The following is a 23,384-nucleotide window of genomic DNA, read 5'->3' on the forward strand; positions in this document are numbered from 1 at the left end:
TCTCGCCCGAACGGGCGAGAGCGGTGGCCGGGCGTGGAACGGGTGCCTACCGTCGGTGAGTGACCGGGTGCGGTTGTTCGAGCACGTGGACGTCGGAGTCCCCGGCCGCGCCCGAGAGAATCCCGGAGGTTCCGGTATGCGCCCCACGCGTACGGCCGCCACCGCCCTGATCGGCGCGACGCTGCTGACCGGCCTGACGGCCCCGCTCGCGTCGGCCAAGGACGGCGCGGCCTCGGTCAGCCCGTCCCAGGCCGCACCGGGCCAGACCGTGACGGTCACGGTCGCCTGTGAGAAGTCCGAGAAGCCCGAGGCCAAGACGATCACCGCCAACTCGCCCGCCTTCGAGGGCGGCCCGGCCACCCTCACGCTCGGCTCGGACGGCAAGCACACCGGCTCCGCCCGGCTCGCCGACAAGTACGGCGGTGACAACAAGGTCGACGGGACGTGCCCGAACGGCGCCGCCTTCGCCACCAGCGTCACGGTGACCACGGTGTCGGTCTCCACCTCCGGGGGCTCCTCCGGCGGTGCCGTCGGCGGCGCCCACAGCGGTACCTCGGGCGGGTCCGCGCCCTCCGGCATCGGCGGGTGGAGCGAGGCGGCCGGCGAGTGGGCGGGCTCGCTCGGGCAGTCCGGAGCCGGCAGCCAGCAGGTCGGCCCGCACGGCGCGGCGAACACGGGCCTGGGCGGCTCGATCGCGGCCGACCCGGCGGAGCTGGCGGGCGGCGCGCTGCTGGTCGCGGGCGGCGTCGGCGGCTTCTGGCTGCTGCGGCGGCGGGCCGGCGCGGGCTCCGCCTGAGCCACGCGCCTGAGCCACGCGCCTGAGTGACGCGCCTGAGCGCGCGGGTGCCGCCGGACACGCCGTCCGGCGGCACCCGCGCGCGATGGGGCGGTGCCGTGCGGCCGTGCCGTGCGGCCGTCCCGTCAGACCGCGCCGCGGGCCCGGAGGGCCGAGCCGAACTCCTGGGCCTCCCGCTCCTCCTGCGCCTCGGCCGCGCGCAGTGCGCCGGTCGCCAGCAGGTACTGCGCCAGGATGTAGGTGGCCATGATCCAGACCTCGTGGCCCGGCAGCTCCCGCCACTTGGCGAGCTTGGTGGCGATCAGGGTGTCGGAGAGCAGGAACAGCGCCCCGCCGAGCCCGGTCCGGAGGTTCAGCCCGGCCGAGGTCACCGCCGTCGAGGCGAGCAGCAGGCTGTACCCGGCCACCGGGATCCGCAGGTCCCCGAGATCCGGCCAGAGCAGGCTCACCATCGACGCCCAGGCCGTCGCGTACGCCGCCGCGACCACCAGCGTCCGGCGCCGGTCGGTCAGCGCGCCCTGGCCGACGAACATCGTCACGTAGCAGACGTGCGCCGCCGCGAACGAGCCCATTCCGGCCAGGAACGCCGGGTCCTGGCCCAGCTGCAGCAGCACGTCGCCGCCCGCGCTCAGCAGCAGCGCCGGCGCGAGCAGCCTGGGCGCCTGCCGGCCGGCCGCGGCGGCACTGGCGAGGCTCTGCGCGGCCAGCAGCGGCATCAGCGCCGGCTTGGTGGCGTGCCGCAGCACCTGGGTGTCGGTCAGCAGCGCCCCCAGGTGGGCCGCCGAGGTGGTGGCGAAGCCGGCGAGCAGCCCGGAGGCCGAGCGCAGCCGGCCGCCGAGAACGGCGCGGGTGGTCGTACGGATGCTCATACGGCGGTGTCCTCCGGGTGGGTGGGGGAGTGGGCTGCGGGGCGGTCGGCCCGTGCCGGGCACGATAGGGGACCGGAACGGGGGTTCGGAAGAGATTGTTACCGGTGCGTAGGTCCGGTGGGGTCACCGGGGTGACGACCCGCCGTCCGGTGGTGACCCGGTCGGGGATCGGTAGGGGATCAGTGGGGGATCGGCAGGGGCCCGGTCGGGGCCGGCGCGCCGTCCGGCCGGATGTCGCCGCGCGCCGGGCGGCTGCCAGCGAGGGCCGCGCCCAGCGTCTAGTCTGGTCCCCGACATGAAGCAGCAGGAGTACGCGACCGGCGCCGCACGGACGGCCGGTGGCACGTCGGACGGGCGCACGGGCGGGGCGGGGCGGAGCACCACCGACGCCGTCGTCGTCGTACGCGAACCCGCTCGCGGTCCCGGGGCCGGCCCCGTACCGGGTGGCGCGGCCGGTGCTGACGCCCCGCAGGACGCCGACGCCGCGGCCGTGCCACCCGGGGAGCTGTCGCCCGAGGGACTCCTGCCCGGGGAGCTGTCGCCCGACCCCGGGCTGCTGCGGCTCGCGCGCTGGTTCGCCGAAGCCGCCCCCGGCACCGCCGACGACCTCTGCGCCGCCGCCTTCGGCCTCTACCCGGCCCGTCACTTCGGCGCCGCCGCCGAGCCGTCCGGCGGAACGTCCGGCGGAGCGTCCGGCGACGAGGTCAGCTGGTGGCACGGCCCCACCGCGCACACGCCCGCGCCGCCGCGCGCCCGCGAACCGCGCACCGCCCCCGGTCTGCGCCGCGCCCGCCGCGACGCCGCCGCCCTGCCCGTCGTCCTGTCGGGCGTCAAGCAGGGCAAGCCCGGGCGGCACCGAAGGCCCGAGCGTTCCCGGGGCGCCGTCCCCCTCGTACCGCAGGATCGTTCCGCCGCGACCACCGCCGCCGAACGCCGGATCGCCGCCCGGCTGCTCCTCGCCCACCCGCTGGTCACCGCCTCCGGACCGCACGCGGACGGCTTCCCGCTGATCCGCCGTCACCGCGACTGGCTCGCCGAGCGCTTCGACACCCTGCTCGGCTACCCCCTGGTGGTCGGCCCCTGGCACGCCCGGCTGCACAAGGCCGGCCCCGGCCCCGGCGCCGTCCGCCGCCTCGAACACCCCGCCACCGGAGCCCCGTTCACCCCCGGCGGCTACACCCGGCTCGCCCTCGCGCTGGCCCTGCTCGTCGACGCCCCCGAACAGCTCCCGCTCGGCCGCCTGCTGGCCGCGATGGACAACGCCGACCCCGGCCCGGCCACGGGGACCGGCGACCTCTCCGACCCCTCCGACCTCGCCATGGCGCTCGCCGTGCTCGCCGACTGGCAGGTGCTCGCCGACGTCCCGGCCGACCTCACCGACGCGTCCGCCGTCCTGACGGTCGACCGGGAGCTGGCCCGCGCCGTCCCGGCCGGCCCGCCCGCGCTCGCCGACGACGCCGCCGACCTGATCCGCCACGCCGCCGAGGCCGAGCCCGGCACCGCCGTCCGCCGCCGCCTCGCCGAGACCCCGGCCGTCCTGACCGCCGACCTGCCCGAGGACCAGCGCGCCTGGCTGCGCGACCACCGGTACTCCGGCCCCGCCGCGCTCGCCGAGTTCCTCGGCCTGGAGGCGGAGCAGCGGGCCGAGGGCGTCGCCCTCCTCGACCCGGCGGAGGAACTCACCGACCTCGCCCTGTCCGGCGCCGGGACGGCCGCCCAGGCCGCCCTGCTGCTGGTCGAGCGGCTGGTCGAGGAGGTCCGCCCGCTGCCCGGCGAGACCACCGGCGCCGACGTGCCCGTCCCGGACGCGCTGATAGACGGCGTGCTCGGCGACATCGCCGACGAGTACGGCCTCCCGTCCGGCTGGCGCCGCGACTACCTCGCCGACCGCACCGCCCTGCGCCGCGACGCCCTCGACCTGCTCCACCGGATGGGCCTGATCACCACCCGTCCCTCGGGCTGGCTCCTGCGCGCCCCCGCCGCCCGCTACGCCCCGGCCCCCGACCTCCTCCCCGCCCCGGGGACCGGCCGCCACTCCCGCCGCGACCCCGACCTCACCATCCCCGCCCCCGCCACCCCCCACGCCGGCCTCCCGGCCTGACTGCCACCACCTCCCCGGGCCCGGTGCGCCTCCCCCGGCCGGGCGCGCAGCCGCGCCGCCGGCCCGCCCCGGGGAAGCTGCTCCGGCTGACGGCGGCTGCGTCCCGCCCCGCGCCTTTCCCGTGCGACCCGGGCATCACGACTGCCCGGCCACCGGTCGGCGCCGATCCCTGATGCACCCTGCCCGACGGCGACTGGCCCCGCCTCGGCGTCGGTGGCCGCTCCTGCTGCGGACCTTCCGCCCCGGGCCGGTCAGCCGGCCGGACGGGCGCGCCGTGTCGCGGGTACCACGGCCGCCCGAGGAGCCCCGGTTTGCCGGCCCGGGGCTTCACAATCCCGCCCCTGCCCGACCTCGGCTGCCCGCCTGTCCTGGCCACCCCGGACCTCACCGCCGCCCGGGGGGCCGCCCGCTCGGGTTCGCTGCCCCGAGCCGGGTGCTCGCCTTCGCATCGGACGACCATCGCGGGAGTGTCGTGAACTCGGTGGACACCCCGATCAAGGCGGACACCGATGAGCTCGCTGACGGATCACCGGATCGAGTCGGTTCCTGGCGGATCGGGTTCGCCGGGGCCGGGATCGGCCGATGCCTTGGACGTGGGGCCGAGGGAGCACACCGGTGGGCCGGATGTGGTGGCGTCGGCCGGTCGGGTGGCGCCGCTGTGTGGGGCGGCTTGCTCGGGGGCCGCCGCGCCGGGCGGGCCGGGGTGCCGGAGGCCGTGGGCGAGGGGGCATCCCCGCGCGCCGGTCTGTCGGCGGGTGCCGGCCGTCTACCTCCGCACGGTGGCGGTGGCCGTGGCGACGGTGCCGTGCTGGACGGCTTCGACGGTGGCGCCGACGCCGAGGGTGCCGAGGGCGACGGAGGCGAGGACGGCGGCGCTGGCCAGGAAGCGGCGGTGGCGCTTGGGCAGGGGGAAGCGCGGTTCCTGGAGGGTCGCCGGAGGGTTGGCGTTCATGACACGGAGGCTTCCAGGGCGGTGTGAACGGTCGCTACATGCGGGTGAAGTCCGGATGGGAGGTGGGCGTCGGCTTGGGCGCCATGTGCAACGTCGCAGGTCAAGCCCCCCGGGAGGTGACGGGCCGATCCTCCCGGGGAGCGGTTTTTCACCCGTTCGGGGGATGCCGGTTGCCCCGGCGGACATCGGCCAGGGCCTCGCCGACCGCGACCCGGACGGCGTCCCGCAGGCCGTGCGCGGGGTGGAAGCGGGAGGGGCCGGCGGACGGATCGGCGCGCAGTTCCTTCACCAGGGCCACGCACAGCAGCAGCATCACCGCGACGAACGGCAGCGCGACCAGGATGGTGGCGTTCTGCAGCGCGGTGAGCCCGCCGGCCAGCAGCAGCGCGGCCGCGACGCCGCCCATCAGCACGCCCCAGACGACCACCAGCCAGGTGCGCGGGTGCAGCGAGCCGCGGCTGGAGAGCGAGCCGAGCACCAGCGAGGCGGAGTCGGCGCTGGTGATGAAGAAGGTCATCACCAGCAGCACCGCGATCACGCTGGTGACCGCGCCTCCCGGAAGGGCCCGCAGCATCTCGAACAGCGAGGCCTCGGCGCCGCGCGGGATGGTCGCCACGAGGTCGGCGGCGCCGGTGCTGTCCAGCCGGATCGCGGTGCCGCCCATCACGCAGAACCAGAAGACGGTGGCCCCGCTGGGCACCAGCAGCACGCCGAGCAGGAACTGCCGCACGGTGCGGCCGCGCGAGATCCGGGCGATGAAGGTGCCGACGAACGGTGCCCAGGACAGCCACCAGGCCCAGTAGAAGATGGTCCAGGTGCCGAGCCACTCCTCGTCGGTGAAGGCACCGGTCTGGGAGGACATGACGAGCAGGTCGGAGAGGTAGCCGCCGACGGTCGAGGGGACGGTGTCCAGCACGAACACGGTCGGGCCGACGAGGAAGACGAAGACCATGATCAGCGAGGCCAGCACGACGTTGGCGGTGGAGAGCCACTTGACGCCCCGGTGCACGCCGGAGAAGGCGGAGAGCACGAAGGCGGCGGTGAGCGCGCCGATGATCACCAGCTGGGTGCGCTCGCTGTTGTTGACGTCGGAGATGTAGCCGAGGCCGTCGGCCACCTGGAGGGCGCCGAGGCCGAGGCTGGTGGCGGAGCCGAAGACGGTCGCGAACACGGCGAGCAGGTCGATCGCCCGGCCCTTCCAGCCGTTGGCGCCGCGCTCGCCGATCAGCGGGACGAACGCGGCGGAGATCCGGTTGCCCCGGCCCTTGCGGAAGGTGGTGTAGGCGAGCGCGAGGCCGCCGACGGCGTAGATCGCCCAGGGGTGCAGGGTCCAGTGGAAGAGCGAGAACTCCAGTGCCTGCTGGGCGGCGGCCGCCGACTCGGGTTCGAGGCCGGAGCCGGGCTGCGGGGCGGCGAACAGCTGGAGCGGTTCGCCGACGCCGTAGAACATCAGGCCGATGCCCATGCCCGCGCTGAACATCATGGCGACCCAGGCGGTGGTGGAGAACTCCGGCTCGTCGTCGTCGCGCCCGAGCCGGATCCGGCCGAACCGGCTGAAGGCGAGCAGGACGGTCAGGGCGAGGAAGACGTCGGCGGCGACGACGAAGAGCCATCCGAAGTTGTGCAGGACCCAGCCGAGGGCGGTCCCGGAGGTCCGGCCGAGGGAGTCCTCGGCGAAGACGCCCCAGGCGACGACCCCGAGCACGGCGACGGCGCCGACCCCGAACACGACCCGGTCGACGGGGAGGGTGGCGGCGGGTTCGTCGGGCGGCTCGGGCGGCTGACTGGTCATGGGGTACCTCTCGCGGCGAACTGGCAGGCCGACGGCAATACGGCGACGACATGATCGGAAAGGGGATACATGTCGTACTATGTCCAGTTCTCGCCGGGAGGGCGGGCAGGGCACGCCGAAGAGGTGTGACCTGAACAGGCGTCAGATGTCGGACGTCAGATGTCGGACGTCGTACGCCGGACGTCGTACGCCGGACGTCAGGCGACCGCGTACGGGCGGGACGGCGGCAGGGCGGCGTCCAGGTACCCGGCCAGGGCGTCCCGGCTGCGGCTCAGCTCGTCGATGCGCGCGTCGAGCTCGGCCAGTTCGCCGCGGAGGGTGCCGAGCAGTTCGGGGCAGGCCTCCAGGGCGGGGACCGGTCCGGTCGCGCAGGGGAGGATCTGCGCGATCACCCGGGTGGACAGGCCCGCCGCGAGCAGGCTGCGGATCTGGCGGACCCGGACGGTGTCGCCCGCGCCGTACTCGCGGTAGCCGGCCGCCGAACGGGTGGGTTCGATCAGGCCCTGCTCCTCGTAGTACCGCAGCAGACGGGTGGACACCCCGGTCAGGCGGGCGAGTTCTCCGATGCGCATGGTCGGTGAACGCCGCCGCCCCCGCCGGGTGTTCCCCTCCGCGGGCCCGTCAGCCCCGGGCGGCGGTGTCCGTGAGGAAGTCCAGCACCAGCTTCCGCAGCTCGGGAAGCCGCTCCACCATCGGCAGGTGGCCGGACGTCAGCTCGGCCAGCCGGGCGCCGGGGATGCCCTGGGCCAGGGCGCGGTGCTGCTGCGGCGCCACCAGGTCGTCCTCGGTGGTGGAGACGACCAGGGTCGGCACGCCGACGCCGGCCAGCTCGGCGCGGACGTCGGCGTCCGCGCCGAGCCCGAACTGCCAGCCGATGCCCGCCGGGACCGGCGCGGCGGTCAGGGCGGCGCGCAGCTCGGCGAGCCGGGCGGCGGGCAGCGCGTCCACCCAGCTGCGGCCGAAGCCCACGGTCAGCGAGTGGTCGGCGAACAGCGCGGGGTGCGCGCTCAGGGCGACGGTCTGGTCGGCGAGCAGCCGGAACCGCCGCGAGCCGCCGGCCAGGCCGGCGAGCAGCAGCAGGGAGCGGACCCGGCCGGGGTGGCGGGTGGCGATCCGGACGGCGACGGCGGCGCCGAGGGAGTAGCCGGCGAGGTCGAAGTCGGCGAGACCGGCCGCGTCGGCGGCGGCCACCAGGCGGTCGGCCAGTTCGTCGAGCGAGTGCCGCGTGCCCGGCTCGTCGGGGCTGTCGCCGGAGCCGGGGTAGTCGGGGGCGACGACGGTGCGGTGGGCGGCGAGGTCGTCGAGCAGTGGGCCCCAGTTGTCGCGGGCGCTGCCGCCGGCGCCGTGGGCGAGCAGCAGTCCGGGGCCGGTGCCCCGGACGACGGCGGCGAGGGGCGCGGCGGGGGCGGGGGAGGCGGCCATGGCGGTGCTCCTGTTCGGTTGGGCGGTTCGGGCCGGTCGGCCCGCTCCGCACGGTAGGAGTTCACACCGGTGTCAGGGTCAAGCCCCGGGATCGCCTGACGCGGCGTCGGTGGCGCGCCTATGATCCGAGCGTGACCGGGGGATGCCGCGCCGTGATACCCGCCGGGCGGCCCTCGGCCGCCGCCGGCGCCGCGGGCGCGCCCGTCCGGTCCCGTCGCGGCCGCTGTCGCGGCTGTTGCCTCAGCTGTCGCCGCTGTCGCTGAGCCCGCGCTCGCCGCCGGGCGTCCGCGGCCGCCCGTGCGGCAGACCCGGGCCGTGACCACGGCTCCGACAGCGACCGTCGTCCCCATCATCACCATGACGCGAACGGGAGTGTGCCGATGTCCGCAGACATCCCCTCGGAAGCCGCCCACCAGCCGACGGCCGGCCGCCGAGACGGCTGGGAACGCCGTGAGCTGCTGCGACTCCTCGCCGTCGGGGCCGCCGCCCCGGCCGCGGGCGTACTGACCGGGGCGCGGCGCGCCGCCGCCGCCCCGGCCGGTCCCGCCGCCGCCCCGCCCCCGGCGGCCGGGCCGACGGCCGGGCCGGTGCCCGGGATCGTCAAGCCGCTGCCCGCCGAGTGGTTCGTGCCGCGCGGGACCAACGCCGAGATGCGGTTCGACGCGCTGCGCGCCGGCGCGGACGGCCGGCCGGTGGGGCGGCATGTCCCGGTGGAGCGGTTCTTCGTCCGCAACCACACCAGCACCCCGCTGATCGACGCCGGCACCTGGCGGCTCAGGCTCTTCGGCAGTGGCCTGCGCGGCGCCCCGACCGCCGAGCGCCCGGTCGAGTTCTCGCTCGCGGAGCTGCGCGCCCTGCCGTCCCACACGACGACGGCGCTGATCGAGTGCGCCGGCAACGGCCGCAGCTTCTTCACCGGCCAGCAGCACCAGAGCGTGCCCGGCACCCCGTGGACGCTCGGCGGGATCGGCTCGGCCCGCTGGCGCGGGGTGCGGCTGGCGGAGGTGCTGCGCCGGGCGGGCCTGACGGCGGACGCGGTGGACGTGATGCCCGCCGGCCTCGACCCGGAGCCGGTGGTCGGCGGGGTCGGACTCGGCCGGGTCCGCCGGCCGCTGCCGGTCGCCAAGGCGCTCGACGACGTGCTGCTCGCCTACGAGATGAACGGCGAGCCGCTGACCCCCGACCACGGCGCGCCGGTCCGGGTGGTGGTGCCGGGCTGGGTCGGGATCGCCTCGATCAAGTGGGTCGGTACCGTCGAGGTCGCCGACCGGCCGCTGTTCTCGCCGTGGAACACCGACTCCTACCGCCTGTTCGGCCCCGACTACCCGCCCGGCGGCAGCGCCCCGCTCACCACGCAGGTGGTGAAGAGCGCCTTCGAGCTGGCCCGCGACGCCGTCCTGCCGGCCGGCCGCACGCACCGGCTGCACGGCCGGTCGTGGTCGGGCGCGGCCCCGGTGCGCCGGGTCGAGGTGTCGGTCGACGGCGGCCGGCGCTGGCGGCGCGCCGAGCTGCGCGACGAGCCGCGGTACGGCGACTGGACGCGCTGGCACGTCGACTGGCGCCCGGAGCGGCCCGGCCGGTACGAGCTGCGGGCGCGGGCGACCGACCGCCTGGGCGGCACCCAGCCCGAGACGGCGGTGTTCAACCGCGAGGGCTACCTGTTCGACGCGGTGGTGGTCCACCCGGTGACGGCGGCCTGAGCCGTCGGAGCCCCGACCGCTCGGGCCGCCCCGTTCGCCGTCCCGCCGTTCGCCGTCCCGCCATCCCGCGGTCCCGCCGTCCGTCAGACGTTGGACGGGACCTCGTACGGGGCCGGGTAGGCGGGCTCGTAGGGGGTCAGCACCAGCCGCACCACGTCCTCCAGCCGCCGCCGGGCGTCGCCGAGCGTGGTGCGGCCGGTCACCCAGGCGGTCAGCTCGCCCTGCCAGGCGTGGCCGACGATGTGCCGCACCAGGTCGCTCGCGGCGGCCGGCACCTCGTCGGCCATCACCGCCTGGAGCGCCGTGCTGTCGGCCCGGGCCATGCCCTGCAGGGCCTCGCTGGCGAAGGGGTCGGTGGAGGCGGCGACGGCGACCCGCAGCCGGGCCAGCTCGGGCTGGCGCTGGTAGGCCCGCATGCCGCCGCGCACGAACCGCGCCACCCGGTCGGTGGCGCCGAGGCCCGCACGCGGTCCGCGCAGCTCCGCCACCAGGTCGGCCAGCAGGAGCCGGTGCCATTCGGCGATCGCCGCCGCCAGCAGGTGGTCCTTGGAGGAGAAGTAGCGGTACGCCGTCCCCAGGGCGACTCCGGACCGCTCGCAGACCTGTTTCATCTGCAGCCGTTCGACGCCGATCTCGTTCACCAGGGCGAGCGCGGCCGCGATCAGGCTTTCGCGGCGTTCGAGCTGACGCGGAGACATCGCCTCCACCGGTCGTGGTGACAGGTCAACCTTGGTCACCCGCACCATGATACGGGCCGGGGCCGCTCAGGAATATGACGCCGACCGGCCGCCCGCCGTTCGCCCCCCGGCCACCGGGTGGTGGCGGGGGCGGGAGCGGGCGGCCGGCCGGTGCGGGCGCGGCTCAGCGCGGTGCGACCAGGCGTTCGCGGATCAGCGCCTCCTGGACGGCGGAGGCCACCAGTCGGCCCTCGCGGTCGTAGAACTCGCCGAGCGCCAGCCCGCGCCCGTCCGAGGAGGACGGGCTGCGCTGCGCGAACAGCAGCCACTCGTCGGCCCGGAACGGCCGGTGGAACCACATCGCGTGGTCGAGTGACGCCATCAGCAGCCGGGGCGGCTCGGCGCGCTGCCCGGTGCGCTGGAAGAAGTTCGGCTGGACGTGCAGCCCGGCCGTCGAGGCGAGCGTGAGGTCCGAGAGGTAGGTGAGCGCGCAGACGTGCAGCAGCGGGTCGTCGGCGGGCAGCGGCGAGCCGGTGCGCAGCCAGACGAACTGCTGCGGCATGCCGGGCACGGCCGGTGGCACGCCCGGCGCGTCCGGCGGGACGAACCGCAGCTCCAGGGCGCCGAAGCCGCTGTCGGCCAGCGCGGCCCGGGACTCCTCGTCCCAGAACGAGAAGGCGTCCGGCAGGTCCTCGGGGCCGGGCAGCCCGGGCACCTCGCGGTGGCGGTCGGCGGCGGGCTCGGGGCGCTTGAAGGAGGCGGAGAGGCTGAAGACGGCCTCGCCCCGCTGGACCGCCGTCACCCGCCGGGTGGCGTAGGAAGTGCCCTGGCGGACCCGGTCCACCCGGTACTCGATGGGGCGGGTCGGGTCGCCCGGCGTCAGGAAGTAGCCGTGCAGCGAGTGCACCGAGCGGTCCGCGCCGATCGTCCGCCCGGCCGCCACCAGCGCCTGCGCGGCGACGTGCCCGCCGAACGCGCGCATCGGCGCACCGGCGTGGCAGTGGCCGCGGAACGTGTTCTCGTCGAGGCGCTCGATCCACAGCAGCTCGGCGAACGGGCCGACCGTGCCGGTGGCCCGCCTGTCCTGTTCGGTCAGCTCTGTCACAAGCCCATAGTGGCAGACCCGGGCGGTACGCCGGTGTGACCTGGGTAACCCGGAAGGCGAACATTCTTGCTAGAACGTGTTCCATAATTCGAAGACCGGGAGGGGGTCGAGGAGTGGCCCGGGGGTGATTGTCAGTGCCCCGACCTAACGTGCTCGGCATGTCGCAATCCGCACACGCGTACGCCTATCTGCGCCCGTCCGCCGTCCTCGACGGCGAGGCCGGCCGGCGCCTCGCCCTGGAGACCTCCGGTGGCACCACGCCCCTGGGCGCGGCCGCCCACCCGCGCTTCTTCGCGGGCTTCCTGGCCGAGCCCGCGCCGGCCGCCGCCGCGCTGCTCGCCGTCGCCGACGTCGCCGCCGCCCGCTACTACCAGCCCCAGCTGCGCGCCTCGCTCGACCCGGTGGTCACCGCCAACGGCGACCGCCTGCGCTTCGAGTCCTTCTCCGGCTGCTGCGGCGTCTACGCCCGCCTCGACGTGCTCGCCGCCGGCCTGGACGGCGACGAGATCGGCCACGGCACCACCAACGTCGACGTCAACAACCCGCTGCGCGAGGCGCTCACCCGGATCGGCCCCGCCGAGCCGCTGCACCTCGCCGTCGGCCCGGACGCCCTGGAGGTCACCACCTTCGACGGGCCGGTCGTCGAGAAGAAGGTCCCGCTGCCCGAGCGCTGGCTGCGCGGCTTCGCGGAGACCCAGGTCACCGCCGCCGGCTTCGACCTGCGCGCCGAGCTGCCCGCCGCCGAGGCGGTCCGCTTCCTGCGCTCGCTGCCGCGCGGCGGCGGGCGGGCCGGCGCCCGGGTCGCCCAGTGGGTGGTCCCCGCCGGGCGGACGCTGCGGCCCACCACCCGGCCGGTGCCCGGCGCGGTCTGCCTGCCCGGGCCCGAGCGGCTGGCCGCCCTGCAGCGGGTCCTGCGGCACGCGCGGGCGCTGCGGGTCTACGGCCCGCCGGTCGCCGGCACCGGCCCGGCGGCCTCCGCCTGGGAGGTCGAGCTGCCCGGGATGCGGCTGACCCTCACCCTCTCGCCGGACGCCTCCCGGGGCTTCAGCGGTGAGGGCGGGGTGCTCGGCGCGCTCGCCACCGGGACCGCCGAGCAGGACGCCGACCTGGTCGCGGCGCTGCTCGCCTGGGAGCCGCGGATCGAGATCGCCGAGCTGGCCGAGCAGTCCGGGCTCGACGCCGCCCGGGTGCGGGCCGCGCTCACCCGGCTCGGCACCGCCGGGCAGATCGGCTACGACGCCGCCGAGGCCGCGTACTTCCACCGGCAGCTCCCGTACGACGCGGGGCGCGCGGAGGCGGCCAACCCGCGGCTGAAGGCAGCCCGCGCGCTGGTCGGGGCCGGGGCGGTCCGGCTGGAGGAGGGCGGCGCGACGGCCCTCGTCACGGTGGACGACCACGTCCAGCGGGTGCGTACGGACGCGGCCGGCGCGGTCGGCTGCACCTGCCTGTGGTGGGCGAAGTACCGGGGCGGGCGCGGGCCGTGCAAGCACGTGCTGGCGGTCGGCATGGTCCGCGAGGCGCGGACGCAGGACGGGACGGTCGGCGAAGTGCGGGAGGGAGCGGCGCGATGAGCACCGGAACGGTGAAGACCACGAAGACCACGGGGCCGGCGGGGACCGCGGAGCCGGCCGAGGCGGTGGAGGCCCTGCTGGCGGCCGTCCGCGAGGGCCGGACCGGGGAGGTGCCGGGGCTGCTCGCCGCGCTCGGGCCGGCCGAGCGGCGCTCCTGCGTCCCCGCGCTCAAGGAGCTGCGCCGCACCAACCGCGGCGACTGGTCCGGGGAGGCCAAGCAGCGGATGGGCGCGCTGCTGGTGGCCGGCGCGGGCTGCCACCCCGGCGCGGCCGGCGCCGCCACCTGGATCGGCGCCCGGGACTTCAGCGGCCGCTCCTGGGCCCGTCACCCGGCCCTCGCCGACGTCGTCGAGGCGCAGCCGGTGGAGTGGCAGATCGAGGTGGTCGGCCGGCTCGCGGCCAAGCGCGGCAGCGGCTGGAGCTGGGACCTCTACCCGCTGATCGAGCGGGTGGTGCGGCGCACCGGCTGCGCGGTGCCGGCCTCCGACGACTTCACCGCCGAGTGGCTGCGCTCGGCGGCCGGGGCGGAGAACGGCCCGCGCGGCACCTTCACCACCCTGCTGGAGCGGCTGCGGACGGACACCTTCACCCGCGCCCTGCTGCCCCGGGTGTTCGAACTCGACGATGTCGCGTGGCCACTGGACCGCGCCTACACCACCCGTTCGGGTGACAACTGGCCGGACGCGATCGCCGGACTCGCCGAGTCCGGGCACTTCGGGCGCGAGGAGCTGATCGACCTCTGCCTCGGCCGCCTGGTGCGCGGCGGCAAGATCGCCGACCAGCGCGCGTTCCTCGCCGTGCTGACCGCGCTGGCGCCCACCCCGCAGGAGTACGCGGCCCGGGTCCGCGACCTGCTGGCGCTGCTCGACGGGCCCTCGGTGCTGGCCGGCCACGCCCAGCAGGTGCTCGCCGGTCTGGACGAGGCCGGGCTCATCGAGCCGGAGGTGGCCGGCGAGGCCTCGGCGGTGGTGCTGTTCCGCACCGAGAAGAAGCTGGTTCGTGCCCAGCTGGCCTGGCTGGAGCAGGTCGCCAAGCGCTCGCCCGAGCGGTCCGGCCCGGTGGTGCTGGCGGCCGCCGAGGCCTTCGGCCACCCCGACAGCGCCGTCCAGGAGCGGGCGCTCAACGTGGTCGCCCGGCGGCTCAAGGCCGCCGGCGGGGCCGTCCTGCCGGAGCTGCTGCTCGCCGCCGAGGCGCTCAACCCCGCCCACCACGCCCGGGCGAGCGAGCTCTTCGGCGCGCCGGTGGGCGGCTCGGGGGACGACGACACCGCGTGGGACGAACTGCTGCCGCCCGTCCCGGTGCCCGCCCCGCTCGGCGCACCGCTCGCCACGCCGGTCGAGGTCGCCGAGGAACTGGCCGTGCTGCTGGCCGCCGAACAGCCGGACGTCGCCGTCTTCGAGCGCGTCCTGGACGGCCTGGTCCGGCACGCCCACCGCGACCGGGCGGCGCTCGCCGTGGCGCTGGAGCCGGTGCTGCGGGTGAACCCGTGGCAGGACGTCGGCCGCTGGCGGGACTGCCGTCCCGGTGACGCGCTGTACCTCGCCACGGTGATCGCCGGCCGGGCCGACCCGCACCGGGGCGGCGGCCTCTTCCGCAGGAAGGGCCGCAACCCGCTGCACGGCACGCACAACACCGAGTACGGCAAGGTGCTGGCCGCCCGGATCCTCGAGGCCGCGGAGCGGGTCGCCGCCGACCGCCCGCCGTATCTGCTCGCCACGCCGACCGACGCCACCGGCGCGATCACCGCGACCGCGCTGGTCGAGCGGCTCGCGGGGTACGAGGCCGCCGGTGTCACGGCCGGGCCGGCCGACCTGGGCGCCGCGCTGCTGAGGGTCGCCCCGACGGCGGACCCGGCGGTGCGGGCGGCGGCCGGGCGGCTGACCTCTGCGGCCGGGCGGTGGGCGGCCGCCTGGCTGCGCGACGGCGGTCTGCCGGACCAGCCCTCGGAGCGGGTGCTCTTCGCGCCCGGCGCCGGCTCCTCGCACGCCGACCGCTACGCGGAGCGCTGGTGGGAGGAGGTCAAGCGGGTCGCGGTCGCCCAGCCGGGCAGCGCCGGGCCGGCCGGTCCGGCGCGCGAGCGGCTCCCCGCCGAGTTCCGGGCGCTGCTGGAGGGCACCGAGCCGAGCGTGGCCCGGGCCCGCCGGGTGAACGAGTGGCTCTGGGAGCCCACCGCGCACTGGGCCGCGATGCTGCCGCACCACCGCGAGGAGCTGGCCGCCCGCTGGCTGGACCGGATCGCCGACTGCGCCGACCGTGAGCGGCGCGGTGGCGCGCCGATGCTGGTGGTGCTCGCCGAGGCCGGCGGCCCGGCCGGGCTCGCCCTGCACCTCGCCCTCGGCTACGGCCTGGGCGCCCGCTACCCGGAGGACCGCGCCGCCGCCGTCGACGCCCTGCTCGTGCTCGCCGCCCGTGGTGACCTGGACGGCGCCATGCTCGGCCGCGAGCTGGGGGAGCTGGTGGCGCTCGGCGCGGTGAAGCCCACCCGCCTCGCCCAGGCCCTGACCGCTGCCGCCGACACCGGCGCCCACACCACCGTCTGGTCCGTGCTGGCCGCCGCCCTGCCGTCCCTCCTCGGCGGCGAGGCCCCGCGCGGCACCACCGACCTCGTCGCCCTCGCCGCCGACGCCGCCCGCCGCAGCGCCGCCCGCGGCCCGATCCCCGAAGTCACCGACACCGCCGCCCGCCCCGGCACCAGCCGCCTCCTGAAGGAAGCCCGCACCCTCCGGGACCTCCTCGCCACCCCCTGACCCACCCCCGCACACTCCCCCCTCGGGCGGGCCTGCGCGGCGCGCTCACCGGCCGGCCCGGTGGCCTCGTGTGTTCCGCCCCGGCGCCTCGGCCGCCGGGGCGGACTGCCCCGGGGGCGCGCTCCCGCGGACCGATGTTTGAGAACGGTCGTTCTTGACCGAGCGTTCCTTAACTCGTAGAGTCCTGGCCATGGGAAGACCACGCGCCTTCGACGAGGAGCAGGCTGTTCGGGCGGCGGCGGAGTTGTTCGCCGTGCGCGGGTACGAGGGGACCTCGGTGGACGATCTCGTCACCGGGCTCGGTGTGCACCGGGGGAGCCTCTACAAGGTGTTCGGGAGCAAGCGCGGGCTGTACCTCGCCGCGCTGCGCCGGCACCTCGACGAGGAGGTGCTGCCGCTCGCGGCGGCGCTGCGGGAGGCGGACGGGCTCGGCACGCTGCTGGCGCAGGCGGTCGCCGCGTTCGACGGCGGACCGGCCGCCGGGTTGCTGCTGTCGGCCGCCGTGGAGCGGGCCGGGAGCGATCCGGAGGTCGGCGCGCTGGTCGGCGAGGGGATGGCGGCGCTCGACGGCGCGGTCGAGGCGGTCGGCGGCGCCGGGAGCGGGACCTCCGGAGTCCTCGCCGCGACCGTCCTCGGCCTGCGGCTGCGGGCCCGGGCCGGTCTCGGCGGTCCGTCCGCCGACGCCGTCCTCGCCTTCGCCGGCCGCGTCGGCTGACCCCCGGCCGGCCCGGACACCTGCCGGTTCACACAGTCCATCAGTCAGTGGGAGGAAACAGTTCCATGGCCCGTGTCAGCATCACCGAGCACACCCTCGTCGTCGAGATCGACGGCCTCGACCGGCTCTGGGCGATCCGCAGCCGGATCGAGATACCGCTCGGCAACGTCCGGGGCGCGACCGTCGACCCCGGGATCTTCCGCGAGCCCAAGGGGATCAAGGTCGGTGGCACGCACTTCCCGGGGGTGATCACCGCCGGCACCTTCCGCTCGGGCGGCGAGTGGGTCTTCTGGGACGTCAAGAACCCGGCCAAGGCCGTGGTGATCGAACTCGCCGACGAGCGCTACAGCCGGCTGATCGTGGAGGTCGAGGACCCGCGTGCCACCGTCGACCTCGTCGAGCACGCCAAGCGGCCCGCCGCCTGACGGCGCGCCGGGACGTCGGGCGGCCCCTAGGGTGAACGGGACCCACCGCCGCGCCCCCCGACCGGAGCACCCGTGCTGCACCTTCGTCTGATCGTCCCCGTCGACCTGCGCGACACCGTGCTGACCTGCCTGGACGACTGCGTCGGCGTGACCCACGTGGTCCTGCTGCCCGACGCGGCCGTCCGGCCCGCCGGGGACGTCGTCCTGTGCGACGTGGCCCGCGAGTCGGCGGACGAGGTGCTGGCCGGGCTGCGCGCGACGGGGCTGCCCGACCGCGGCGCGATCGACGTCCAGGAGGTCGAACTGACGATCTCGGCCGCCGCCGACGAGGCCGAGCGGCTCGCCCCGGGCGAGGGCGCGGACGCGCTGGTGTGGGAGTCGGTCTCCGAGATCACCCACGAGGAGTCCACCCTCACCGGCGTCTACCTGGCCTTCCTCACCGTGGCGACCATGCTGGCCGCCTGCGGCGCGGTGCTGGACAGCGCGATCCTGGTGGTCGGGGCGATGGCGGTGGGGCCGGAGTTCGGGCCGCTCGCCGGTCTCTGCGTGGCCCTGGTGCAGCGGCGCGCGCGGCCCGCGCTGCGCTCCCTGAACGCGCTGGTCGCCGGTTTCGCGGTGGCGATGGCGCTGACCGTCGCGTTCTCGCTGCTGATGGACGGTCTCGGGCTGTTCAGCCACGAGCGGTTCGACGCGGCCCGGCCGAACACCTCGTTCATCTGGCAGCCGGACGCCACCTCCTTCGTGGTGGCGTTCCTCGCGGGCATCGCCGGGCTGCTCTCGCTGACCTCGGCCAAGGCCGGCATGCTGGTCGGCGTGGCGATCTCGGTGACCACGGTGCCCGCCGCCGCCAACGCGGCGGTCGCCCTCGGCTACGGGGACTTCCGGCAGTTCTGGGGCTCCAGCCTGCAACTGCTGCTGAACATGGCGGGGATCGTGCTGGCCGGGGTGCTCACCCTGCTGGTGCAGCAGGGCGCCTGGCGGCGCATCCGCGCCCGGGCCGCCGAGAGCCGCCGGTCCGCCGCGAGTCGCCGGTCCGCCTGAACGGCCGGATCCGCCTGTCCGCCTGGTCAGACCGGAACGCCGTCGCCCCCGGCCGCCGCCCGGGACCGCGAGCCGTCCGCCGCGGCCGGCGGCCCGTCCGGCACCACCAGCGCCGCGCCGTCCCGGGGTGGCGCGGCCACCGCCCGCCACCAGCGCCGCAGCGCGGGCGGCGCGGCCGGCTCGAAGGGCTTGCCGGGCCGCGGCACCGCCACCCGGGCACCCTGCGCCCGCGCGGCGGCGACCACCCGCTCGGCGGGCTCCTCCCACGGGTGCGGCGCGAGGTTGAAGGTGGCCCAGTGGATCGGCAGCAGCAGCTCGCCGCGCAGGTCGAGGTGGGCCCGCACGCCCTCCTCGGGCGTCATGTGCACATCGGGCCAGAAGTCGCTGTACGCGCCGACCTGCATCATCGTCGCGTCGAACGGGCCGAGCCGGCGGCCGATCTCGGCGAAGCCGGCGAAGTACCCGGTGTCCCCGCTGTGGAAGACGGTGCGCCCGCCGCCGGCCACCACCCAGGACGCCCAGAGGAACAGCGGGCTGGTGCGCGGACCGCGGCTGCAGTAGTGCCGGGCGGGGGTGGCGGTCAGGGTGAGGCCGGCCACCTCGGCCGACTCCCACCAGTCGAGTTCGACGATCCGGCCGGGCGGCACCCCCCAGTGCTCCAGGTGCGCCCCGACGCCGAGCGGGACGGCGAAGGCCGCGCCGGTGCCGATCAGCGCCCGGACGGTGTCCATGTCGAGGTGGTCGTAGTGGTCGTGGGAGACGACGACCAGGTCGACGGGGCCGAGTTCGGCGAGCGGCAGCGGCACCGGGTGGAGCCGCTTGGGTCCGGTCCACGAGAACGGGGAGCAGCGCTCGCCCCAGACCGGGTCGAACAGCACCCGGCGGCCGCCGATCTCGGCGAGCACCGTGGCGTGGCCGAGCCAGGTGAGCCGCAGGCCGGAGGCGGGCGGCTCGGCGAGGTCGGCGGGGAGCAGCCGGTGCAGCGGCACGGCGGCGGCCGGCAGCCGGCGGGCGCGGTCGGCCGCCAGCTGGGCCCGGGTGATCTCCAGCGGGCTGCGCGCGGAGACCAGCCGGCGGGTCGGAACGGGGTTGCGGAAGGCGCCGTCGGTGAACTGCGGCGAGCGGCGGATCCGGGCCAGCCGTTCGCCGCGCGGCTCGGCGCCGAAGGCGTCCGTGCGGACCCGGTGCCAGGCCGCCCGGGGCAGTCCCGCCAGGCCGGGGGACGCGCCGAGGGCGGCGGACAGGGCCGAGGACAGGCCGAGGGCGCGGGAGTACCACGGGGCGGCTGGGCGGGGCACGGCACCTCCAAGGACGGCAACGGATACCTGGCATGCCGGGGCGCGTACCGCCGACCGGCGCGCCGGTTCGGTACGACAACCATCTCGTCGGAGATTACTCGTGCTCGGCTCTCCGGACCCGGCGAGCGGCGGCCGCCGTCCGCCGACCAGGGGCCTTCCCCCGTGATCAGGCGTAGAAACGGGTGATCGTCTCGGCGACGCAGTGCGGCTTGGCGCTCTCCGCGCTGGTGATGGTGAAGCGGACCACCGCCTGCACGCCGCCCGGCACCTCGGTGGCGGAGACCAGCTCGGCCTTGGCCCGGATCGCCGTGCCGACCGGCAGCGGGGCGGGGAAGCGGACCTTCTCCGAGCCGTAGTTGAGGGCCATCCGCACGCCCTCGACGCCGTAGCACTCCTTGGCCAGCACCGGGATCATCGACATCGTGAGGTAGCCGTGCGCGATGGTCGAGCCGAACTGGCTCTCCTTCGCCCGCTGCGGGTCGACGTGGATCCACTGGTGGTCGCCGGTCGCCTCGGCGAACAGGTCGATCCGGGCCTGCTCGACGGTGTGCCACCGGCTGGTCCCCAGCTCGGTGCCGACGGCGGCGGTCAGCTCGGCGAGGGAGGCGAAGGTCGTCACAGGGCGCTCCTGGGGCAGGCGGGAGGGTCGGCGGTGCGGGTGCTGCTGGTGCTGCGAACTCCGCAGAGTATGCCTACTCGCCGGTCACCTGTCAGGGGTTCCCCGGAAGGCCGCCCGCCCGCGCTCGGGCGGCGGCCGTCAGGAGTGCGGGACCGGGCGTCCGGAGGGGCTCAGCCGGCGGCCGCTGATCAGTTCGGGCACCAGCGAGACGAACATCGGGTCCGGCTCGCCGACCCAGGGCCGCAGGCCGGAGCGCAGCGCGCGGCGGACCTGCTCCGGATCGCGCAGCACGTCCGCCCGGCCGTGCACCAGCACGCTCCAGCCGGTCCGGGTGACCGGGTCCAGCTGGTCGGCCTGGAAGGCGACCACGGTGCCGTCCAACCCGCGCGCGGTGGCGCTGCCCCGGCGCACGGCCAGCAGCAGGCGCCCGTCCGGCGCCACCTCGAAGGAGACCGGCAACACGGCCGGCAGCGCGTGCTCGGTGTACACCACCCGTCCGACGGGCACGGTGCTGAGCAGGCGCAGGCACGTGTCCGCGCCGAGTTCCTCCAGTTGGTCGTCACGGTCCATGGGTCCGATGGTCCCCCTCCCGGGAGCGGACCGACAGGGCCCATGGTCCCGGTGCGGCAGGGCCTTGCGGCACGCCTCCCGGCGCCCGCCGGAAGGCCGCGACGGTGCCCGGACGGTGCCCGACGGCGCCCGGGTGGTCGGCCGGACGTGGGATCCGGCCCCGGAACGCCGACCCGGAGTCCCGGTGGCGGCGGGGCGGGACGGTAGCCTGCCCGGCGGTGGCACCGGGGCACGCCGGGCGTGCCGGGGGCCGTACGGCGCCGCCGCAGCAGGCGGACGGCGCGCGGCAGGGCCGGGGCGGACGGCGCAGCGGACGGCGGAACGGTTCGGCGGCTCCGGGAGGCCGGGGCCGGGCAGGAGGGGGCGGTGCGGGTGGCAAGCGGGGTCGATCTGGTGGTCATCGGGGCGGACGGCGGGCCGGACCGCGCCTTCGGGGCGTCCGCGCAGGCGGCCGGGGGCGCCCGGTTACTGGCCGAGGTGCTGCCGGGGATGTGCTTCGACGCGGGCGCGGCCGGCAGCCGGGTCGCCGTGGTGGACCCGCGCGCGGACGCCAACACCATGCTCACCGCCGTCCGGGAGGCGGCCGCCCGTCCGGGGCGCTGGCTGCTGGTCTGCCTGGTGGGCCAGTTGGTGGCCGACCCGCGCGGGCGCCGGCTCGCCCTGGTGACGGCGGGCTCCACCGCCGACAACGCCTACCGGCGCGGTCTGGCCTGGGACTGGGTGGTCAGTGCGATGGTGCACGGCGACCAGGAGGAGGCGCTGCTGCTGGTCGACGCGGTGGCCGACAAGGACACCTGGGCGGCGCTGGAGCGCGGCGGCGGCGAGGACGGCGCGGGCGAACTGCTCAGCTACCCGCGGGTCCCGCTCTGGGGGCGGATCGGCCGCCACGCGCCGGGCCGCTACACCCCGGGCAGACGCGGCCGGGACGCCGTCCTGCCGGGCGGCCCCGGCTCGTTCAGCCAGGCGCTCACCACCGTGCTCCGTCAGGGCGTCCCGGGCGCGCCCGCAGCCGTCGGACCGCACGAGCTGCAGCCGGCCGTCGGCGCCCTGCTCGACGGCGGCGCCCCGCACGACGGCACCGGCGCCGGTGCGCCGTCGAACCAGCACGACGCGCCGGGTGTGCGCCTGCTCGTTCCGCCGGAGGGCGGGCGCCTTCTGATGCGCAATCGGGCGGCGGTTCGGGGCGCATTGGCCGGATTGTCGCTTTCCGAGGAACTGTTGGCCCTTCTGTGGCGGGAAAACACACCGACGGATCCGCCTTCCGCGTAAGGTCAGGAAGCCCGAGGTGTTGCCGTGAAGGCCCGGTTTGGCGAAGAATCGATGTTCGCGGGAGAGCGCCGGCGGGACGGCGGAATTCTTCTGGCGACCCCGGACCACACCCGGGGTCGGCTGCGACGAGGTGGGGCGATGCGGCAGCGCGGAATTGTGTTGCGCCCTGGGGCCGTTGGGGCCGGTGGGCTGGTTCTGGCGTTGCTGCTGGGCGGCTGCGCGGGCAGCGGGTCCGGTGGTTCCACCGATCGGTTGGGGACGAATGCGCCCACGGTTGCGGGGGTGACGGCGGTCCCTCCTTCGGGTGGTTCCGCAAACGTCGGGAACGCGCCGACCGACGGGCCCGAAGGGGCCGCCGCGAGAGCGGCCCTGAGCGCCTATCAGGACTGGTGGCAGGCGCAGACGGAGGCGTTCGGGAGGGCCGATTCGGACGGTTCCAGATTCGAGATCTTCGCCTCGGGCAAGGCGCTGACCGAAGCCCTGGTGAATCTCCGTCAGCTGCACGAGGCGAAACTGGTGATGACGGGTGAGCCGCGGAATTCCGCGGTGGTGAAGTCCCTCGACCTGACCGCCGATCCGCACACCGCCGTGATCGAGGACTGCCTGGACGTGTCCGGGTGGCACCAGGCGGACGCCGCCACGCTCGCGGTGAAGGATCCGCCTGACCGGCTCAACCGGTACGTGGCGACCGTTTCCCTGCGACTGTTCCAGACGCGCTGGCTGATCAACGAGTTCAAGCGGGAGGTGGGACGCACATGCTGAAACCGGTACGGCGATTGGTGATCGGCACGCCGCTGTTCGCCGGATTACTCCTGGCTCCGACGGGCACCGCGGCGGCCGATCCTCCCAACCCCACGGGGGGCGCGACGCACTGCGAGATCACCGTCATCTGCAACGACGGGGGCCAGCACGGGAGCACGCCACCTCCTTCCGGCGGCGGTGGCGGAGGAGGGGGTGGGGGCACCTCGGGGCCGCAGCTCTGTGTTTGGAACGGTCAGGTCCTCGCCTGCAACGACCCGGAGCTGGGCTGGTTCAGCGCCAGCAGCGGCTGCTACTACCGGGCCCTCAACCCGCAGCCCCCGGCCGGGGATCGGAGCTGGGAGGGACATGACCCCAAGGACGGGACGGTCTACAACGTGACCTGCCGTTCCTCGGACGGTTCGATCACTCCGACCGAGTCGAAGTTCCTCGCCCAGGCGCCCGTTCCCGCACCGCCGGACCCGCGGGCCGAGGCCGACCGGTACGTCCACCAGAAGATGTACTTCCAGCCCCCGGTGCTCGGGTTCGCGCCCAAGAAGGACCCGGTGGTGGGAGGGAACGTCTGGCTCTGGCTGGAGGACCCGAAGAAGCCGGCCACGGACGTGCTGGACCTGGGCACTCTCAAGGTGACGGTCACCCCCCGGGTGGCCTCGGTGAAGTGGGACCTCGGCGACGGCACCAAGGTGACCTGCAAGGGAGAGGCCGCGGTCGGCACCCCGTATGACGTCAAGTACGGCGCAGCCCCGTCGCCCACCTGCGGCCACGTCTTCAAGACCGGCTCCGGTACGAAGAAGAACGGCCTGTTCACCGGCAATGTCGAGGTCGTGTGGATGAACGACGTGAAGGTGTCCGACGGCACGAAGGTCGACCCGATCGAGATCCGGGTCCACGTGGACCAGGTCAGCTTCCGGGTCGCCGAGGTCCAGGTCCTCAACTAGCCCGCCCGCCGACCACGG

21 protein-coding genes are annotated in these 23,384 nt (G+C 76.0%); 11 read left to right on the forward strand and 10 right to left on the reverse strand.

Annotated elements, in window-relative coordinates; all coding sequences use genetic code 11:
- Nucleotides 1–136 precede the first annotated feature (136 nt).
- Nucleotides 137–796 (forward strand): hypothetical protein, encoded by a 660-nt coding sequence (locus ABT238_RS08650; protein ID WP_350560640.1) that lies wholly within the window; start codon nucleotides 137–139, stop codon nucleotides 794–796.
- A 125-nt stretch (nucleotides 797–921) separates the two neighbouring features.
- On the opposite strand, the gene ABT238_RS08655 is transcribed toward ABT238_RS08650, so the two are convergent.
- Nucleotides 922–1,665 carry a lysoplasmalogenase gene (locus ABT238_RS08655; protein WP_350756210.1) on the reverse strand — a complete coding sequence of 248 codons (744 nt, stop codon included), beginning with the start codon at nucleotides 1,663–1,665 and terminating at the stop codon, nucleotides 922–924.
- A 295-nt stretch (nucleotides 1,666–1,960) separates the two neighbouring features.
- Here ABT238_RS08655 and ABT238_RS08660 point away from each other — a divergent pair, with 295 nt between their 5' ends.
- On the forward strand, nucleotides 1,961–3,766 hold the full coding sequence (locus tag ABT238_RS08660) for a DUF2398 family protein (RefSeq protein WP_350756212.1): 1,806 nt from the start codon (nucleotides 1,961–1,963) through the stop codon (nucleotides 3,764–3,766).
- Nucleotides 3,767–4,532: 766 nt separating this feature from the next.
- Here the strand turns inward: ABT238_RS08660 and ABT238_RS08665 are convergent.
- The 4 genes from ABT238_RS08665 to ABT238_RS08680 all read right to left on the reverse strand — a co-directional run bounded on the left by ABT238_RS08665 (nucleotide 4,533) and on the right by ABT238_RS08680 (nucleotide 7,932).
- A complete protein-coding gene (locus ABT238_RS08665) occupies nucleotides 4,533–4,718 on the reverse strand; it encodes a hypothetical protein (RefSeq protein WP_350564036.1) in 186 nt (61 codons plus the stop codon).
- 148 nt (nucleotides 4,719–4,866) lie between these two features.
- Complete coding sequence (locus tag ABT238_RS08670) at nucleotides 4,867–6,510, reverse strand: BCCT family transporter (RefSeq protein ID WP_350564035.1); 1,644 nt, start codon at nucleotides 6,508–6,510, stop codon at nucleotides 4,867–4,869.
- A gap of 197 nt (nucleotides 6,511–6,707) precedes the next feature.
- A complete protein-coding gene (locus tag ABT238_RS08675) occupies nucleotides 6,708–7,082 on the reverse strand; it encodes a MerR family transcriptional regulator (protein ID WP_350564034.1) in 375 nt (124 codons plus the stop codon).
- A 49-nt stretch (nucleotides 7,083–7,131) separates the two neighbouring features.
- Complete coding sequence (locus tag ABT238_RS08680; RefSeq protein WP_350756214.1) at nucleotides 7,132–7,932, reverse strand: alpha/beta fold hydrolase; 801 nt, start codon at nucleotides 7,930–7,932, stop codon at nucleotides 7,132–7,134.
- Nucleotides 7,933–8,312: 380 nt separating this feature from the next.
- Here ABT238_RS08680 and ABT238_RS08685 point away from each other — a divergent pair, with 380 nt between their 5' ends.
- Entirely contained in the window at nucleotides 8,313–9,632 is a 1,320-nt protein-coding gene (locus tag ABT238_RS08685; RefSeq protein ID WP_350756216.1) for a sulfite oxidase, read from the forward strand.
- Between the two features lie 83 nt (nucleotides 9,633–9,715).
- On the opposite strand, the gene ABT238_RS08690 is transcribed toward ABT238_RS08685, so the two are convergent.
- Both ABT238_RS08690 and ABT238_RS08695 read right to left on the reverse strand, forming a co-directional pair.
- A complete protein-coding gene (locus tag ABT238_RS08690) occupies nucleotides 9,716–10,369 on the reverse strand; it encodes a TetR/AcrR family transcriptional regulator (protein WP_350564029.1) in 654 nt (217 codons plus the stop codon).
- Nucleotides 10,370–10,493: 124 nt separating this feature from the next.
- Entirely contained in the window at nucleotides 10,494–11,414 is a 921-nt protein-coding gene (locus tag ABT238_RS08695; protein WP_350564027.1) for an acyl-CoA thioesterase, read from the reverse strand.
- 158 nt (nucleotides 11,415–11,572) lie between these two features.
- Between ABT238_RS08695 and ABT238_RS08700 the strand changes: the two genes are divergently transcribed.
- The 5 genes from ABT238_RS08700 (at nucleotide 11,573) to ABT238_RS08720 (ending at nucleotide 17,913) form a co-directional block, all read left to right on the forward strand.
- A complete protein-coding gene (locus ABT238_RS08700) occupies nucleotides 11,573–12,985 on the forward strand; it encodes an SWIM zinc finger family protein (RefSeq protein ID WP_350564025.1) in 1,413 nt (470 codons plus the stop codon).
- Nucleotides 12,982–15,732, forward strand: a complete 2,751-nt coding sequence (locus ABT238_RS08705; protein ID WP_350756218.1) for a DUF6493 family protein — start codon at nucleotides 12,982–12,984, stop codon at nucleotides 15,730–15,732. Before ABT238_RS08700 ends, ABT238_RS08705 begins: the two co-directional genes overlap by 4 nt.
- A 190-nt stretch (nucleotides 15,733–15,922) precedes the next feature.
- Nucleotides 15,923–16,447 (forward strand): TetR/AcrR family transcriptional regulator, encoded by a 525-nt coding sequence (locus tag ABT238_RS08710; protein ID WP_350564022.1) that lies wholly within the window; start codon nucleotides 15,923–15,925, stop codon nucleotides 16,445–16,447.
- A gap of 65 nt (nucleotides 16,448–16,512) precedes the next feature.
- Nucleotides 16,513–16,872, forward strand: a complete 360-nt coding sequence (locus tag ABT238_RS08715; protein ID WP_350564020.1) for a hypothetical protein — start codon at nucleotides 16,513–16,515, stop codon at nucleotides 16,870–16,872.
- 72 nt (nucleotides 16,873–16,944) lie between these two features.
- Nucleotides 16,945–17,913 (forward strand): DUF389 domain-containing protein, encoded by a 969-nt coding sequence (locus tag ABT238_RS08720; RefSeq protein ID WP_350564019.1) that lies wholly within the window; start codon nucleotides 16,945–16,947, stop codon nucleotides 17,911–17,913.
- 26 nt (nucleotides 17,914–17,939) lie between these two features.
- Here the strand turns inward: ABT238_RS08720 and ABT238_RS08725 are convergent, their stop codons facing one another.
- From ABT238_RS08725 to ABT238_RS08735, 3 genes are all read right to left on the reverse strand, one after another.
- On the reverse strand, nucleotides 17,940–19,127 hold the full coding sequence (locus ABT238_RS08725) for an MBL fold metallo-hydrolase (protein ID WP_350564055.1): 1,188 nt from the start codon (nucleotides 19,125–19,127) through the stop codon (nucleotides 17,940–17,942).
- Nucleotides 19,128–19,377: 250 nt separating this feature from the next.
- Nucleotides 19,378–19,830: a MaoC family dehydratase gene (locus ABT238_RS08730; RefSeq protein WP_350564017.1), complete on the reverse strand. Its 453-nt coding sequence runs from the start codon at nucleotides 19,828–19,830 to the stop codon at nucleotides 19,378–19,380.
- A gap of 138 nt (nucleotides 19,831–19,968) precedes the next feature.
- Nucleotides 19,969–20,400, reverse strand: coding sequence for a pyridoxamine 5'-phosphate oxidase family protein (locus tag ABT238_RS08735; RefSeq protein ID WP_350564016.1), 432 nt, complete (start codon nucleotides 20,398–20,400; stop codon nucleotides 19,969–19,971).
- Nucleotides 20,401–20,772: 372 nt separating this feature from the next.
- Between ABT238_RS08735 and ABT238_RS08740 the strand changes: the two genes are divergently transcribed.
- Genes ABT238_RS08740 through ABT238_RS08750 form a run of 3 tightly spaced genes read left to right on the forward strand, consistent with a single transcriptional unit; the run spans nucleotide 20,773 to nucleotide 23,366 of the window.
- Nucleotides 20,773–21,669 carry a hypothetical protein gene (locus ABT238_RS08740; protein ID WP_350564014.1) on the forward strand — a complete coding sequence of 299 codons (897 nt, stop codon included), beginning with the start codon at nucleotides 20,773–20,775 and terminating at the stop codon, nucleotides 21,667–21,669.
- Nucleotides 21,670–21,693: 24 nt separating this feature from the next.
- Nucleotides 21,694–22,431: a hypothetical protein gene (locus ABT238_RS08745; protein WP_350564013.1), complete on the forward strand. Its 738-nt coding sequence runs from the start codon at nucleotides 21,694–21,696 to the stop codon at nucleotides 22,429–22,431.
- Entirely contained in the window at nucleotides 22,425–23,366 is a 942-nt protein-coding gene (locus tag ABT238_RS08750) for a hypothetical protein (protein WP_350756220.1), read from the forward strand. The genes ABT238_RS08745 and ABT238_RS08750 overlap by 7 nt, the downstream gene beginning before the upstream one ends.
- Nucleotides 23,367–23,384: the final 18 nt, after the last annotated feature.

The organism is Kitasatospora sp. NPDC001527, assembly GCF_040298605.1.
In the GTDB taxonomy this organism is placed as follows: Bacteria; Actinomycetota; Actinomycetes; order Streptomycetales; family Streptomycetaceae; genus Kitasatospora.